The 16,578-nt window shown below is 61.1% G+C and carries 8 protein-coding genes; 2 read left to right on the top strand and 6 right to left on the bottom strand.

The annotated features are described in order from the left end of the window. Positions 1-68 precede the first annotated feature (68 nt). Together ACLD1X_RS05040 and putA are read right to left on the bottom strand one after the other, a co-directional pair. Entirely contained in the window at positions 69-1,871 is a 1,803-nt protein-coding gene (locus ACLD1X_RS05040; protein WP_429366392.1) for an acyl-CoA dehydrogenase, read from the bottom strand. 256 nt (positions 1,872-2,127) lie between these two features. Next, positions 2,128-6,078 carry a trifunctional transcriptional regulator/proline dehydrogenase/L-glutamate gamma-semialdehyde dehydrogenase gene (gene putA, locus ACLD1X_RS05035; protein ID WP_429366391.1) on the bottom strand — a complete coding sequence of 1,317 codons (3,951 nt, stop codon included), beginning with the start codon at positions 6,076-6,078 and terminating at the stop codon, positions 2,128-2,130. A gap of 462 nt (positions 6,079-6,540) precedes the next feature. Here putA and putP point away from each other — a divergent pair, with 462 nt between their 5' ends. Then, positions 6,541-8,025 (top strand): sodium/proline symporter PutP, encoded by a 1,485-nt coding sequence (gene putP, locus ACLD1X_RS05030; protein WP_429366390.1) that lies wholly within the window; start codon positions 6,541-6,543, stop codon positions 8,023-8,025. 179 nt (positions 8,026-8,204) lie between these two features. After that, complete coding sequence (locus tag ACLD1X_RS05025) at positions 8,205-9,044, top strand: 23S rRNA (adenine(2030)-N(6))-methyltransferase RlmJ (protein ID WP_413703685.1); 840 nt, start codon at positions 8,205-8,207, stop codon at positions 9,042-9,044. Positions 9,045-9,190: 146 nt separating this feature from the next. On the opposite strand, the gene msrA is transcribed toward ACLD1X_RS05025, so the two are convergent. The 4 genes from msrA to aceF all read right to left on the bottom strand — a co-directional run bounded on the left by msrA (position 9,191) and on the right by aceF (position 16,572). Then, positions 9,191-9,841, bottom strand: coding sequence for a peptide-methionine (S)-S-oxide reductase MsrA (gene msrA, locus ACLD1X_RS05020; RefSeq protein WP_429366389.1), 651 nt, complete (start codon positions 9,839-9,841; stop codon positions 9,191-9,193). Between the two features lie 182 nt (positions 9,842-10,023). Further along, positions 10,024-12,717, bottom strand: a complete 2,694-nt coding sequence (locus ACLD1X_RS05015; protein ID WP_429366388.1) for a putative bifunctional diguanylate cyclase/phosphodiesterase — start codon at positions 12,715-12,717, stop codon at positions 10,024-10,026. Between the two features lie 197 nt (positions 12,718-12,914). Continuing rightward, the gene (locus tag ACLD1X_RS05010) at positions 12,915-14,306 is read right to left on the bottom strand and encodes an alkaline phosphatase D family protein (protein WP_429366387.1); all 1,392 of its coding nucleotides are present in this window, start codon (positions 14,304-14,306) and stop codon (positions 12,915-12,917) included. 292 nt (positions 14,307-14,598) lie between these two features. Next, positions 14,599-16,572 (bottom strand): dihydrolipoyllysine-residue acetyltransferase, encoded by a 1,974-nt coding sequence (gene aceF / locus ACLD1X_RS05005; RefSeq protein WP_429366386.1) that lies wholly within the window; start codon positions 16,570-16,572, stop codon positions 14,599-14,601. Positions 16,573-16,578 lie beyond the last annotated feature (6 nt).

Here is a 16,578-nt window from a genome sequence, read left to right as displayed (position 1 = left end):
GTGAGCTCCAGCGATCAAATGTGGGAGCGGGCTTGCTCGCGAATTTCAGCTACGCCACAGATTCGGGATCAGAACCACTCATCCTGCATGTCCAGGCACACATCATCCCGCGCTTCAAGAATCGCCAGCTCATGGTGGCAACCCGGCACTTCCCACGTCAGGAAGTAGCGCGCCGCCTGCAACTTGCCTTTATAGAAGCTCACATCCGCTGCATTGTCCTTGGCCAGGCCTTCCTCGGCCCGAATCGCCTGTTCCAGCCAGCGCCAGCCTATGACGGTGTGCCCGAACACTTTCAAATACAGCGCCGAGTTCGCCAGGCTGCTGTTGACCTTGCCCTGGGCCAGGTCAGTCAGCAGGCCGATGGTCACGGTTTGCAGGCGCGCCACCAGTTTCTCCAGTGGTTCGCGCAGTGGCGTCAGCGACTCGAATGCGTGGGCGCGTTCGGCGGTGTCGGCGATCAGGCGGATCAGTTGCTTGAGCCCCGCGCCCCCGTTCTGCGCCAGTTTGCGCCCCAGCAGGTCCAGCGACTGAATGCCGTGGGTGCCTTCGTGGATCGGGTTCAGGCGGTTGTCGCGGTAGTACTGCTCTACCGGGTATTCGCGGGTGTAGCCGTGGCCGCCGAGGATCTGGATCGCCAGTTCGTTGGCCTTCAGGCAGAACTCCGACGGCCAGGATTTGACGATCGGCGTCAGCAGGTCCAGCAGTTCGTGGGCCTGTTTGCGTTCGGCTTCGGTCGCAAGCGTCGTGGTGTCATCGAACAGCCGCGCCGCGTACAGGCCAAGGTCGAACGAACCTTCGACGTAGGCTTTTTGCGTCAGCAGCATGCGTTTGACGTCGGCGTGCTGAATGATCGCAACCGGTGCGGTGTTCGGGTCCTTGCTGTCGGGTACGCGCCCCTGCGGTCGCTCGCGGGCGTATTCCAGCGAGTACAGGTAGCCGGCGTAACCGAGCATCACCGCGCCCATGCCGACACCGATTCGTGCCTCGTTCATCATCTGGAACATGTAGCTCAGGCCATGGTGTGGCTTGCCCACCAGATAGCCGACACACTCGCCGTTATCGCCGAAATTCAGCGCGGTGGACGTGGTGCCACGCCAGCCCATCTTGTGGAACAGCCCGGCCAGCAGCACGTCATTGCGCTTGCCCAGGCTGCCGTCGTCGTTGACCAGGAACTTGGGCACGATGAACAGTGAAATGCCCTTCACCCCGGCCGGCGCGTCCGGCAGCTTGGCCAGCACCATGTGCACGATGTTTTCCGACAGCGGATGGTCGCCGCCGGAAATGAAGATCTTGTTGCCCTTGAGGCGATAGGTACCGTCAGGCGACGGCTCTGCGCGGGTACGAATATCCGACAGTGACGAGCCCGCGTGCGGTTCGGTCAGGGCCATGGTGCCGAAGAAACGGCCGTCGATCATCGGTTGCAGGAAGCGGCGCTTCTGCTCATCGGTGCCGAAGCTTTCGATCAGGTTCGCCGCGCCCATGGTCAGGAACGGATAGGACGTCGAGGCGGCGTTGGCCGATTGAAAGTGGGCAAAGCAGGCCTGGGACAGCAGTGTAGGAAGTTGCATGCCGCCGGCGTCGAAACTGCGCGCGGCATTGAGGAACCCGGCTTCGAGGAAGGCATCCACTGCCGGTTTCACTTCCGGAATCAGAATCGCCTGACCGTTTTCATAGCGCGGTTCATTCTCGTCACCCTTGCGGTTGTGCGGGGCGAAGAACTTTTCGGCGATGCTGCGGGCGGTACCGATGGCCGCATCGAAGGTTTCGCGGTTGTGCTCGGCGAAACGCTCACGCTGGGTCAGGCCCTCGGCATCAAGGACTTCATACAGCTCGAAAGCCAGATTACGGGAACTGAGCAACGTCTCGGACATGGCGGCCTACCTTTTATTGGAATGGGCCGAGTCTAGGTGGGGAAATAAAGGCTGAACAGGATGATTGATGAGCGTGATGGCGGACCAGCGCGACGACTTGGCAGGCACCACAAAACAAATGTGGGAGCGGGCTTGCTCGCGAAGGCGGTATGTCAGTCAACATAAATGCTGAATGTGACGGCCTCTTCGCGAGCAAGCCCGCTCCCACAGGGATTTGATTGCCAGGCGGCTATTGCGGCTGCCCGGCTTATCGGTTTTAACCGATCGTCATCAAGCTGGCATTACCACCCGCTGCCGCCGTGTTGACGCTCAACGCACGCTCGATCACCAGGCGTTCCAGCGCAATGTTGGTTTCGCCTTGCGACAGACCCTGCACGCCAACGATCGCACCAGCGCGTTTGGCAACCTGCTGGCACACCGCACGCAACTGGTCGGAGTGGCCGTGATGCACAACCGCATCAAACACCACTTCGTCCTTGTTCCAGTCGGAAACCAGCTTGATGCGTGCCTGAATATCCTTCGGCAGGCGTGCGAACAGCGCCTTGCCCAGGTCGGTTTCCGGCCATACCGCCGAACCACCAACCGCCAGTACTGCCGCCAGTTGGGTCAGCAGATCGCCTTCGACTTCCGCCAGGCACAGCACGTGTTCCCGCGGCAGGATCGCGTAGCTGTTGCGCTCGCCGGTCGGGCCCGCCAGAACGCGGGTGATGCCGCTTTGCGATTGTGCGGCGAACTGTGCGCACAGGGTGCTCAGGTCGGCGAACTTGTTGCTGTCGGCCCAGGCTTTCAGGGCGGTCAATGGCTTGCTCATGGCGTCGCGCAGACGAACATCCGGTGCTGCGCCAGCATCGCCGCGAGCGAAGGATTGTTCGATCGCATCCGCAGGGCGCGTCGACAGCAGGCGGTACAGGTACAGCGGGCCACCAGCTTTCGGGCCGGTCCCCGACAGGCCTTCGCCGCCGAATGGCTGCACGCCGACCACGGCACCGACGATGTTGCGGTTGACGTAGACGTTACCGGCGTTGACGGTGTCGATCACCTTGGCGATGGTCTCGTCGATGCGGGTGTGCACGCCCAGGGTCAGGCCGTAGCCGGAAGCGTTGATCTGGCCGATCAGTTGGTCGATGTCTTTGCGCTTGTAGCGAACCACGTGCAGCACCGGGCCGAAGATCTCCCGCTGCAACTCGTCGAAGCTTTCCAGTTCGATCAGCGTCGGCATCACGAAGGTGCCGCGTTTGACTTCTTCGGCATCGGCGATGGCCACCTGGTACACGCTGCGACCTTTGTCGCGCATGGCCTGGATGTGTTTCTCGATGCCGGCTTTCGCTTCAGCGTCGATCACCGGGCCGATGTCCACGGACAGGCGCTCCGGGTTGCCGAGGCGGCTTTCGGCCATGGCGCCCTTGAGCATTTCGATGACGCGGTCGGCGGAGTCTTCCTGCAGGCACAGGACGCGCAGGGCCGAGCAACGCTGGCCGGCGCTGTCGAATGCCGAGGACACCACGTCGATCACCACCTGTTCGGTGAGTGCCGAAGAGTCGACGATCATCGCGTTCTGGCCGCCGGTTTCGGCGATCAGCGGGATTGGACGGCCCTGGTTGTCGAGACGACCGGCGATGTTGCGTTGCAACAGGCGCGCAACTTCGGTGGAACCGGTGAACATCACGCCTTTGACGCGCTCGTCGCCGACCAGGCCGGCACCGACGGTTTCGCCACGGCCCGGCAGCAATTGCAGCACGCCTTGCGGAATCCCGGCTTCGAGCAGCAGGCGTACGGCTTGAGCGGCCACCAGCGGGGTTTGTTCCGCAGGCTTGGCCAATACCGGGTTACCGGCAGCCAGTGCGGCAGCCACCTGGCCACTGAAGATCGCCAGCGGGAAGTTCCATGGGCTGATGCACACCACCGGGCCCAGCGGGCGGTGGGCGTCATTGGTGAAATCGTTGCGTGCCTGCACTGCGTAGTAACGCAGGAAGTCCACGGCCTCGCGCACTTCAGCGATGGCGTTGGTGAAGGTCTTGCCGGCTTCGCGAGCCAGCAGGCCCATCAGCGGCTGGATCTCGGCTTCCATCAGGTCGGCGGCACGTTCCAGGATCGCGGCGCGCTCGGCGGGCGGCGTGGCCTGCCAGATCGGGGCAGCGTTCAGGGCGCACTGGATCGCGTTGTCGACGTCTTCGACGGTCGCTTCCTGTACATGGCCGACCACGTCACGCAGGTCGGACGGGTTCAACACTGGCGCCGGCGCTTCGTTGCTGGACGCGCAGCCAAGAATCGGCGCCGCTTTCCAGTGGTTGTGTGCGGTAGCGAGAAGTGCGCAAGACAGCGAAGCCAGACGATGTTCGTTGGCCATGTCGATGCCGCTGGAGTTGGCGCGCTCGGCACCATACAGGTCACGCGGCAGCGGAATGCGCGGGTGCGGCAGGCCGAAACCACCTTCCACGGTTGCCATCTGCTCGATGCTCGCCACCGGGTCGGCCACCAGTTCCTGAATCGAAATCGACTGGTCGGCGATACGGTTGACGAACGAGGTGTTCGCGCCGTTTTCCAGCAGGCGACGTACCAGGTACGCCAGCAGGGTTTCGTGGGTGCCGACTGGCGCATACACGCGGCACGGACGGTTCAGCTTGCCTTCGGAGACCTTGCCTACAACTTGTTCGTACAGTGGCTCACCCATGCCGTGCAGGCACTGGAACTCGTACTGGCCCGGGTAATAGTTCTGACCGGCGATGTGGTAAATCGCCGACAGGGTGTGGGCGTTGTGCGTGGCGAACTGCGGGTAGATGACTTCCGGCACCGACAGCAGTTTGCGCGCGCAAGCGATGTAGGACACGTCGGTGTACACCTTGCGGGTGTAGACCGGATAGCCTTCCAGGCCTTCGACCTGGGCGCGCTTGATTTCGCTGTCCCAGTACGCGCCTTTCACCAGGCGGATCATCAGGCGATGACGGCTGCGGCGAGCCAGGTCGATCACGTAGTCGATCACGTACGGGCAACGCTTCTGGTAAGCCTGGATGACGAAACCGATACCGTTCCAGCCGGTCAGTTGCGGCTCGAAGCACAGACGCTCGAGCAGATCCAGCGACAGCTCGAGGCGGTCGGCTTCTTCGGCGTCGATGTTCAGGCCGATGTCGTATTGCTTGGCCAGCAGGGTCAGCGACAGCAGGCGCGGGTACAGCTCATCCATCACGCGCTCGTACTGGGCGCGGCTGTAGCGCGGGTGCAGGGCGGACAGCTTGATCGAAATGCCCGGGCCTTCATAAATCCCGCGACCGTGGGACGCTTTGCCGATCGAGTGGATGGCTTGTTCGTACGAGGCCAGGTACTTCTGCGCATCATGCTCGGTGAGTGCCGCTTCACCCAGCATGTCGTAGGAATAGCGGAAGCCCTTGGCTTCGAATTTGCTGGCGTTGGCCAGGGCTTCGGCGATGGTTTCGCCGGTGACGAACTGCTCGCCCATCAGGCGCATGGCCATGTCGACGCCCTTGCGGATCATCGGCTCGCCGCTCTTGCCGATGATGCGGCTCAGGGACGAGGTCAGGCCGGCTTCATTGTGCGTAGACACAAGCTTGCCGGTAAGCAGCAGACCCCACGTGGCCGCGTTGACGAATAGCGACGGGCTGTTGCCCAGGTGCGGCTGCCAGTTGCCGGTGCTGATCTTGTCGCGGATCAGCGCGTCGCGGGTGCCTTTGTCCGGGATGCGCAGCAGCGCTTCGGCCAGGCACATCAGTGCCACGCCTTCCTGGGACGACAGGGAGAATTCCTGCAGCAGGCCCTGAACGATGCCGGCACGACCGCCAGCGCTCTTCTGGTTACGCAGTTTTTCGGCAATCGAAGCGGCGAGCTTGTTGGTGGCTTCAGCCATTGGAGCCGGCAGGCGCGCCTGCTCGATCAGCATCGGCACCACTTCCGGTTCCGGGCGACGGTAGGCGGCGGTGATCGAGGCGCGCAGCACCGATTGCGGCAGGATGCTTTCGGCGAATTCGAGGAAGCACTGGTGGGCGTGATCCAGAGGCGCGTCGACGGCGTCGTCGGAATCCTTGGTCAAGCCGCTCAGCTCGGTCAGGGTTGCACCACCCTCGAGTTTTTCCAGGTAATTGAAGATTGCCTGCTTGATCAGCCAGTGCGGCGTGCGATCAATCGAGGTCGCGGCGGCCTTGAGGCGTTCGCGGGTCGGGTCGTCGAGTTTGACCCCAAGGGTGGTGGTAGCCATGTTTTTATCCTCATGTTTGCCACGACTGCGTGGCATCAGCTGGCGGCAAGATTAGCCGTGCAACTGCCGAGGTGCAACCGGGTGCAACCCTTTTTTTGCAGGAAAAATCGGCGCCTCGTCGGGAAAAGAATTCTGGTACGAATGTGCCGCCCCTGCTTGGTGCTTTTACTTCTAGAAATCTTTTGTTACTGCGCAAAAAGGGCGCAAGAACAATGGGTTCTGCGTCAATGTCTGCCAGGTGCAACTGATTCTCAAAAAATGGGTTGCACCTTGTTTGCTTTGTTGAATAGCATCCGCACCCCAAGGTGCAACCCGTCTAGAGCGAGGTTGAGCCGGCTGATGGCTTTCCTGGGGAAACATCAGTCATAAATGCGCGGCGTCCCGAACCGTCTGTCGAACACCAGTGTTTGCGAGCGGTTCAACAGCCGCTGCTACATAAAAACAAAGCCAGGGCGTCACTTAATGAGCGTAACGAATCCAACCCTGATCACATTTGTGATCTACATCGCGGCAATGGTGCTGATCGGTTTCATGGCCTATCGCTCCACCAACAACCTTTCCGACTACATTCTGGGCGGTCGTAGCCTGGGGAGCGTCGTTACCGCGCTGTCTGCCGGTGCGTCCGACATGAGCGGCTGGTTGTTGATGGGCCTGCCGGGTGCCATCTACATGTCCGGTCTTTCCGAAAGCTGGATCGCCATCGGCCTGATCGTCGGTGCCTACCTGAACTGGCTGTTCGTCGCCGGCCGTCTGCGCGTGCAGACCGAGCACAACGGTGATGCCCTGACGCTGCCGGATTACTTTTCCAGCCGTTTCGAAGACAAAAGCGGCCTGCTGCGGATCATCTCCGCCGTCGTGATCCTGGTGTTCTTCACCATCTACTGCGCCTCCGGCATCGTGGCCGGTGCCCGTCTGTTCGAAAGCACCTTCGGCATGTCCTACGAGACAGCGCTGTGGGCCGGTGCTGCGGCGACGATTGCCTACACCTTCGTCGGCGGTTTCCTGGCCGTGAGCTGGACTGACACCGTACAAGCCACCCTGATGATCTTCGCCCTGATCCTGACGCCGATCATCGTGCTGCTGGCCACCGGCGGTGTCGATACCACGTTCCTGGCGATCGAAGCGCAAGATCCGGCCAACTTCGACATGCTCAAGGGCACCACCTTCGTCGGCATCATCTCGCTGATGGGCTGGGGCCTGGGCTACTTCGGTCAACCGCACATCCTGGCGCGTTTCATGGCGGCGGATTCGGTCAAGTCGATTGCCAAGGCCCGTCGCATCTCCATGACCTGGATGATCCTGTGCCTGGGCGGCACCGTGGCTGTAGGTTTCTTCGGCATCGCCTACTTCTCGGCCAACCCGGCCGTGGCCATGCCAGTGAGCGAGAACCACGAACGCGTGTTCATCGAGCTGGCGAAGATCCTGTTCAACCCGTGGATTGCCGGTGTCCTGCTGTCGGCCATCCTGGCTGCCGTCATGAGCACCCTGAGCTGCCAGCTGCTGGTGTGCTCGAGCGCACTGACCGAAGACTTCTACAAAACCTTCCTGCGTAAATCGGCTTCCCAGCTGGAACTGGTCTGGGTCGGTCGCGCCATGGTGCTGCTGGTGGCCCTGATCGCCATCGCGCTGGCCGCCAACCCGGAAAACCGCGTACTGGGTCTGGTCAGCTACGCCTGGGCCGGTTTCGGCGCCGCGTTCGGTCCGGTGGTGCTGATCTCCGTGATCTGGAAAGACATGACCCGCAACGGCGCGCTGGCCGGCATCCTGGTCGGCGCGATCACCGTGATCGTGTGGAAACACTTCGAGCTGCTGGGCCTGTACGAAATCATCCCTGGTTTCATCTTCGCCAGCCTGGCGATCTACCTCGTCAGCAAGATGGGCACGCCGACTGCCGGTATGTTCCAGCGGTTTGCTGCTGCAGAGAGTGATTATCGTCTGAACAAGTAACCGGGATGAGCGCATGCGCTGACCCGATACCTTGAATGAAAATGGCCCGCTTCCTTTTGGAGGCGGGCCATTTTTTTGCGTTTTCACTGCAGTTTTCTTCCCGGGCCATCCGCTCAGCCACCAACCCCTGACTTGCCGGCCGGTAAAAGGTAAACTTCCCGGCCTTCGCAGGAGCAGCCATGAATTATCGTCACGCCTTCCACGCCGGCAATCACGCCGATGTGTTCAAACACCTGACCTTGACCCGCCTCATCGCCCTGATGTCGCGCAAGGAGCAGCCGTTTGCCTATCTCGACACCCACGCCGGCATTGGTCTGTATGACCTGCAGGGCGATCAGGCGAGTCGCACCGGCGAGTACCTGGAAGGCATTGCGCGTTTGTGGGATCAGCCGGACCTGCCGCTCCTGACTGCCGATTACATGCAGGTGCTGCATGAGATGAACCCGGATGGCCAGTTGCGCTATTACCCGGGGTCGCCGGAGCTGGCGCGGCGTTTGACCCGCCCGCAAGACCGTGTGCTGCTCAACGAGAAGCACCCGGAAGACGGCGTGTTGCTCAAGGACAACATGGCCGGTGATCGCCGGGTCAAGGTTCATTTGGGCGAGGGCTGGCATGTGTCGCGGGCCTTGCTGCCGGTGCCGGAGAAGCGTGCGGTGATGTTGATCGATCCGCCGTTCGAGAAGCTCGACGAGATGCAGCGTTGTGCCGCGTCGTTGAAGGAAGCGATTGGCCGGATGCGCCAGACCGTGGCGGCGATCTGGTACCCGGTGAAGGATCAGCGCGCGCTGCGGCGTTTCTATCAGGACCTGGCTGGCACCGGGGCGCCGAAGTTGTTGCGGGTGGAGTTGCTGGTGCATCCATTGGATACGCCGAACAGCCTGAACGGCTCCGGCCTGGCGATTGCCAACCCGCCGTGGGGGCTGGAGGAAGAGTTGCGTGAGCTGCTGCCGTGGTTGTCCGAGAAGCTTGGGCAGACCCAGGGTGGGTGGCGGATGGATTGGTTGATTGCTGAAAGTTGATCTGTTGCATTTGTAGCGACTGATTGGACGCCATCACTGTGTAGGAGCGAGCTTGCTCGCGAAGGTCGTGAACGATAACGCGTAAAACCGGATGCCCACGGCGCCCTTTGGTTTTTCGCGAGCGAGCTCGCTCCTACAGTCAGTCGTCAGATAGGGCAGGTCACGCCTGTGCCGCCGATCCCGCAGTAGCCTTCCGGATTCTTCGCCAGATACTGCTGGTGATACGTCTCGGCAAAATAGACGGTCGGGGCCTGGTCGATTTCGGTGCTGATTTCACCGATGCCGGCCTTGGACAGTTCAGCCTGGTACGCGGCTTTGCTCTTGAGCGCGGCGTCCAGTTGTTCAGGCGACGTGGCGTAGATCACCGAACGGTACTGGGTGCCGATGTCGTTGCCCTGGCGCATGCCCTGAGTCGGGTTGTGCAGTTCCCAGAACATCGCCAGCAGCTGCTGGTAGCTGACCTTCGCCTTGTCGTACACCACCAGCACCACTTCGGCATGGCCGGTCAGGCCGGAGCAGACTTCTTCGTAGGTCGGGTTTGGCGTGAAGCCACCGGCGTAACCCACCACCGTGCTGACCACGCCTTCGCGCTGCCAGAAGCGGCGTTCCGCACCCCAGAAACAGCCCAGGCCGAAGATCGCGAAGTCGACGTCTTCGAAGAACGGGCCGAGCAAGGGGGTGTCTTTGAACACAAAGTGCTTTTCAGGCAGGGTCATCGCGGTTTCGCGGCCGGGCAGAGCTTGTTCTTTTGTAGGGAGCACGTTTTTGTTCACCAGAATTTCCGAGCGCAGAACCATGATCAGTCCTCTCAGTCAGGTTGGGTTGTCGATACACAGACCGCCAGTGTGCCAAATGCCATCCAGTTAAGCGAAATCTATGTGGGAGCGAGCCTGCTCGCGAAGGCGTCAAAACAGCAACATTGTCGCTGGCTGACCCACCGCTTTCGCGAGCAGGCTCGCTCCCACAGGTTCGAAGTCTGTCAGGCGATTGGGCCACGCGGATAGCGCTTGAGCTTTTCGATCAGCTCGTTGCCCGGGATCGGACGGTCGAACAGGTAGCCCTGGCCGACGTCGCAGCGGTGACGGCGCAGGAACGACAACTGGTCGGCAGTTTCGATGCCTTCAGCCACGACCTTGAGTTTCAGGTTGTGCGCCATGGCGATCACCGCGGAGGTGATTTCCATGTCGTCCTGGTTGTCCGGGATTTCGTGGATGAAGCTTCGATCGATCTTGATGATGTCGATGGGGAATTTTTTCAAGTAACTGAGTGACGAGTAACCGGTGCCGAAGTCGTCCATGGCCAGGGTCAGGCCCAGGCGCTTGAGTTGGTCGAGTTGCAAGTGGGTGTCTTCGGTGGCTTCCAGCAGCAGGCCTTCGGTCAGCTCCAGCTCCAGCAAATGAGCGGGCAGGGCTTCTTCCTTGAGAATGTTGGCGATGGAGGCCACCAGGTCCGGGTCGGAGAACTGCTTGGGCGACAGGTTGATCGCCACCTGCAGGTTGCCCAGGCCAGCGGCGGACAGCGCCTTGCTCATGCGGCAGGCCTGGCGGGCGATCCACTTGCCGATCGGAATGATCAGCCCGGTTTCTTCGGCGACGCTGATGAACTGATCCGGGCGGATCATGCCCTTTTCCGGATGATCCCAGCGCAGCAGCGCTTCCATCCCCAGCAGGCGCCCGCTGCGCAGGCACAGCTTGGGCTGGTAGAACACGTCGAGTTCGTTCTGGGTCAGGGCGCGGCGCAGGTTGTTTTCGACGAACAGCTTGTAGCTGGCCTCGGCGTTCAGCGCTTCGGTGAACACTTGCACCTGGTGTTTGCCGTTGGCCTTGGCCTTGTGCAGTGCCAGCCCGGCGTTGCGCATCAGGGTTTGCGGGTCGCGCCCGTGCAGCGGCGCGCAGGCCAGGCCCACGGAGCCTGTGACGCTGATCAACTGGTTGTCGACGAACATCGGTTTGTCGAGGGTCGCCAGCAACTGGTTGGCCACCTGCTGGCCCACCCTGAGGTCGCTGTTGTCCAGCAACACGGCGAATTCGTTACTGGCAAATCGCGCCAGGCTACCGCTGGGGATCAAGCTGTTGCGCAGGCGCCGGGCCAGGCTGATCAGCAGTTTGTCGCCGGTCTGGTGGCCGAGGCTGTCGTTGATCCGCTTGAAGTTGTCGATGTCCACCAGCAACAGGCTGATCGGTGCATCGCTGTCCCGGGCGAAACGTTCGTCGAGGTTGCGGATGAATGACGGACGGTTGCCGAGATTGGTCAGGTTGTCGGTGTAGGCCAGGCGCTCGATGCGTTGCTGGGCCAGTTTGGTCTGGGTGATGTCTTCGTAGATGCCGATGTAGTGGGTCAGCTCGCGGTTGTCGCCGTAAACCTTGGAGATCGACAGCTGGCCCCAGTAGGGTTCGAGGTTTTTGCGCCGGCTCTTGAATTCGCCCTGCCAACTGTTGCTCTTGGCCAGCGCCGACGGCGCGTCGAACAGCAATTCGCTGAGGTTCTCCAGGGCCGGCAGTTCCGACAGGCGCTGACCGTGCACTTCTTCGGTGGAGTACTGGGTGATTGCGGTGAAGCTCGGGTTGACGTATTCCACCACGCCATCGCAATTGACCAGCAAAAAGGCGTTGGCACTCTGTTCGACCGCACGCTGGAACAGGTGCAGGGCGCTGGTGGCGGTTCGTCGATTGTGGTTGTTGATGACCTGGGCAAACTGGTCCGCCAGTTCTCCGGCGAAGGCGATTTCGTCCGATTGCCAGGCACGGGTCGCACCGGTTTGCTCCAGGCACAACACGCCGACCACCTGGCCATCGACACGGATACTGGCGTCGAGCATTGCGTTGACGTCGCGCGGACGCAGGCTTTCGGCCATCTCCCGGGTGCGCGGGTCGCGCATGGCGTTATGGGCGTCGATGGCGCGACCGGTGTGCAGGGCGTCGAGGTAATCGGGGAAAACGCTGACGTCGATCGGCTGTGGCAGCAGGTATTCCTGTTGCGTGCGGTGATAGGCCGAGATCGGCACCAGCATCGACCCTTCGAGGTGCCACAGGCTGGCGCAGTCGATTTGGTAAATGTCGCAGGCGCTGCGGGTGATCAGTTCGGCGGCTTCGCGCAAGGAGTCATTGCTGCTGTAGCGTTGGCGGGTGAGCAGCAGGATCAGGTCCTGCTGGGCGCGCACCCGGTCCAGATGCAGCAGTTGCTCCTGCTGGGCGCGCTGATTGAGTTCCAGGGCGATTTGCAGGCGCGAGTTCTGGGTTTCCAGATCCAGGGCCGGTAGCAGCGGGTCATCCTCGAACAGGCCGTCGATGACCAGCAGGTAGCCGCGCAACAGGTGGCGATTGTGTTGCTTGTAGGCTTCGCCCAGTTCCAGCAGATTCAGGGAACCCGAGGCGGTGTGCAGGGTGTAGCGAATCAGGTAATGCGTGCTTTCGGTCAGCTGCTGCTGGACCGCGTCGTGCAGTTGATAGCGCGCTTCCGGCTCCATCAGGCTTGCGTAGGGTGAGCCCACCAGCGCACACAGCTCCACGGCGGGCAGGCCGAACTGGCGTTCGCAATTGGGATCGAGAAACAGCAGCGCCCAGCTGGGTTCATTAAGCCGTTCGAAACGCAGCATGCCGAGCCGCGAGGGCACAGGCAACTGCGTCACTACCTCGGCCACCATACGGCTGGCGGCATCGGGTTGGCTTTTCATATGGAGGGAAACTCGCTTCGAATATGCTGAACGCGCTGGGCTCTCGCCCTCTTTACTGTTGCCTGCGGCAAGGTTGCATCATTGCGACACCGACTGACAAGAGAGATGAAGGCCAAGTGCTATAAGAATGTGTCGGCAGGCGCGAAGATTTCTGCAGTCAGGGGCAAAAGTAATGCTATTGACCGAAAGGATGCACTCTAACGCAAGTGGATACGTGTTGATTGCAACAGCCTGCCTTCCCGGTCGTGGTATCGCACCTGAATCTGCTCCGTATCGACGATCAGGTGCGCGAAATTGTCCTGGCTGATCACGTTCCCGAGCAGTTCATGTCGATAATCACCTGCTGCTGTCTGTGCCAGCGGTTGATCCAGGATGAAGGTGGATGCCTTGGCATAGGGCAGCCATTTGCTGTTGCACAGCGGTGACGAGACGATGGTGTGGACTTCGAAGTCCGTGTCCTCGCTGTGGCTCAGGCAACTGGTCAGCGAGCCGTGGACATCGCCGGAAACGAAGATGACATTTTTGATGCCATGGGTACGGATGATCTCCAGCAACCTCAGCCGTTGTTCGGGAAAGGCTTTCCAGGCGTCATCACCCAGACGCTGGCGATCGGGGTAGAACATGACGCTGGTCACCACGAATTTGACCCGGGCCGGACTGTGGATCAGCCAGTCGCACAAGGCCTGTTCCTGTTCGGTATCGAGGATGCGGCGCTCGCCCGCCAGCGTGCGCCGGGTGCGAGTATCGGTGACAAACCATTCGATATCGCCATTGGTGAATTGATACCAATAGTGCTTCAGAGGGTGGCTGATTGTTCCGGCACTATTGAGTTCGTGAGCCGGGCTATGGCTGGCTTGATACAGCTGATAAGCCCTCATGGCGTTGTTGAATAAGTGCTCGTCGGCTGTGGTCTTGTTGGCCGGCCAATTATCTTCGATCTCATGGTCGTCAAGAATCATATAAGTCGGCACGCCAGCCATTAACTTTCCAATATGGGCCTGGGAGAACGCCGTGCGGTACTTGCTGAGTATTTCGTTGTATTCCCGGTCGGGGGCAATGAAGTTCAAGTCATCGACATAGACCTGGTCGCCGGTCATCAGCATCGCGCTGATCGGTGGCTCGGCATGCTGCGCCAGACGGTTGATCGAGGCAAAAATCCGGTCGCCCAGATGTGGCGCCGATGGCACGCCGGCGGTCATGCGCAGGTAGCGGCATGAGCCGACGATATAGGCTCGTGGTGCCGTGTTTTTGTCGGACTGAGTGCGCAGGCGATAGACCTCTGCAGGCCATTGCAAAGGCAATTGCGCAAAGGTCGCTTCGGTATGCGCCGGGTTCATGGAGGTGAACCAGCCAGCCTGGTATTCATACTCGGTATCGGCCGCCAGATTGTTAAGAACGATGACATCCGAGAGGTCGCGCGAATCTGCCAGTTGTGTGAACAGGCCTTTGTTCCAGTGCAAGTCTCCTGACTGGCGATAACGAATGCCGGCGAAAACCAAGGTGTCTTTATGCGGTTTGCCACGTAAGAAAATACGGGTCTGATTAGTTGTTGTATGGCCAATAATCGGGCCGACAGTAGGCTTGAACATATTCGAGTCCATTCAGTTTTTATCTATCGATCAATGATGTGTTAGTTGCGACTTGGCTTGGCAGTCGTATCACTGAGGCTAATTATTTGACCCCGAAAAATATCGAGATGAAATGGACTGAAGTTGTGGGCTGTATCAGCCACAAATGTAGGAAGGACTGCTCTTGAAGTGAAAGCTTCGGATAAAAACGCAGGCAAAAAAAAGCCCCGCCAAATTGGCGGGGTTGAGGTACGAGCGTGGCTCGGAAACGTGGAACGCGAGCGGCCCTCCGGTGAAGGAGGGCCGCCCGGTATTACAGGAGCATGGTGCGGATGTCGCCCAGCAGATCGCTCAGGCGCTTGGTGAAGCGTGCAGCGGCGGCGCCGTTGATCACACGGTGATCGTAGGACAGCGACAGTGGCAGCATCAGTTTCGGCTGGAAGGCTTTGCCGTCCCAGACTGGCTGGATGGTTGCCTTGGAGACACCGAGGATCGCCACTTCCGGCGCGTTGACGATCGGCGTGAAGCCGGTGCCGCCAATGTGGCCGAGGCTGGAAATGGTGAAGCAGGCGCCTTGCATCTCGTCCGACGAAAGCTTCTTGGTCCGGGCTTTTTCAGCCAGGGAAGCCGCTTCGGCCGCCAGTTGCAGCAGGCTCTTCTGGTCGACGTTCTTGATGACCGGTACCAGCAGGCCTTCCGGGGTGTCGACGGCGAAGCCGATGTTCACGTACTTCTTGCGGATGATCGCTTTGCCGCTTGGTGCCAGCGAGCTGTTGAAGTCCGGCAGTTCCTTGAGCAGGTGTGCGCAGGACTTGAGCAGCAACGGCAGGACGGTCAGCTTGACGCCAGCCTTCTCTGCAACGGCTTTCTGGGCAACACGGAACGCTTCGAGTTCGGTGATATCCGCCGAGTCGAATTGTGTCACGTGCGGCACGTTCAGCCAGCTGCGGTGCAGGTTGGCAGCGCCGACCTGCATCAGGCGGGTCATCGGCACTTCTTCGATTTCACCGAAGCGGCTGAAGTCCACGACCGGAATCGGCGGGATGCCCGCGCCACCGGTTGCGCCAGCTGCAGCGGCCGGTGCTTCCTTGGCCTTCTGCATCATGGCCTTGACGTAGACCTGCACGTCTTCCTTCAGGATGCGACCGTGCGGACCGCTGGCGCCTACGGCGCTCAGCTCGACGCCGAACTCGCGGGCCAGTTGACGCACGGCAGGGCCGGCGTGAACCTTGGCACCCGGCTTGGCGGGAGCAGCAACCGGGGCAGCAGCAGGAGCAGCGGCAGCCGGAGCAGCAGCGGCTGGCGCCGGAGCGCTCGGAGCAGCAGCGGCAGGTGCGGTCGCGGCAACAGGTGCAGCAGGCGCGGCGCCTTTGACTTTCAGCTTGAGGATCAGGTCGCCGGTACCGACTTCGTCATCGAGCTTGATGGAAACGCTTTCCACCACGCCAGCGGCAGGCGACGGGATTTCCATGCTCGCCTTGTCGGATTCCAGGGTGATCAGCGACTGGTCGGCGACAACGGTGTCGCCGGCCTTGACCAGGACTTCGATGATCTTGGCCTTGCCCGCCGAACCGATGTCCGGAACGTGGATGTCCTGAACGCTGTCGGCCACTGGAGCCGCCGGGGCGGCCGCAGGTGCAGGTGCAGCGGCGGCTGCCGGAGCGGCTGCCTGGGCCGGAGCCGCAGCTGGCGCAGCAGCGCCCGCCACTTCCAGATCCAGGATCAGGTCGCCGGTGCCGACTTCGTCGTTGAGCTTGACGCTGATGGCCTTGACCACGCCAGCGGCAGGCGACGGGATTTCCATGCTGGCCTTGTCGGATTCCAGGGTGATCAGCGACTGATCAGCTGCAACGGTGTCGCCGACCTTGACCTGGATCTCGATGATCTGGGCCTTGCCCGACGAGCCGATGTCCGGCACGTGCACTTGCTGGACCGAAGCGGCAGCCGGTGCAGCAGCAGGAGCGGCCGGCGCTGCAGCAGCCGGTTTCTCTGCGGCTTTTGCTGCTGGCGCTGCGGCAGTCGCAGGAGACTGTGCAGAAGCGGGGGCAGCGGCACCTTCGACTTCCAGCTCCAGCAGTTCGTCGCCTTCTTTCAGGCGATCGCCCAGCTTCACTTTCAGGCTCTTGATGATACCGGCCTTCGGCGCGGGCACTTCCATGCTCGCCTTGTCCGATTCCAGTGTCAGGATGCTCTGGTCGGCTTCGATGCGGTCGCCGACCTTCACAAACAGTTCAATTACTTCACCTTCACCGCTGCCGATGTCAGGTACGCGAATGAGTTCGCTCACAGAATC

It is taken from the genome of Pseudomonas sp. 18173, assembly GCF_050432945.1.
Classification (GTDB): Bacteria; Pseudomonadota; Gammaproteobacteria; order Pseudomonadales; family Pseudomonadaceae; genus Aquipseudomonas.
Note: the sequence above shows the minus strand (reverse complement) of the source record. Positions and strands in the feature narration are given on the sequence as shown.

What these genes read in the sequence shown, in the direction of transcription:
- putP (WP_429366390.1), top strand. Translation starts at nt 6,541, where the DNA reads ATGAGCGTAACGAATCCAACCCTGATCACATTTGTGATCTACATCGCG.
- ACLD1X_RS05015 (WP_429366388.1), bottom strand. Translation starts at nt 12,717, where the DNA reads ATGAAAAGCCAACCCGATGCCGCCAGCCGTATGGTGGCCGAGGTAGTG.
- ACLD1X_RS05025 (WP_413703685.1), top strand. Translation starts at nt 8,205, where the DNA reads ATGAATTATCGTCACGCCTTCCACGCCGGCAATCACGCCGATGTGTTC.
- putA (WP_429366391.1), bottom strand. Translation starts at nt 6,078, where the DNA reads ATGGCTACCACCACCCTTGGGGTCAAACTCGACGACCCGACCCGCGAA.
- ACLD1X_RS05040 (WP_429366392.1), bottom strand. Translation starts at nt 1,871, where the DNA reads ATGTCCGAGACGTTGCTCAGTTCCCGTAATCTGGCTTTCGAGCTGTAT.
- ACLD1X_RS05010 (WP_429366387.1), bottom strand. Translation starts at nt 14,306, where the DNA reads ATGTTCAAGCCTACTGTCGGCCCGATTATTGGCCATACAACAACTAAT.
- msrA (WP_429366389.1), bottom strand. Translation starts at nt 9,841, where the DNA reads ATGGTTCTGCGCTCGGAAATTCTGGTGAACAAAAACGTGCTCCCTACA.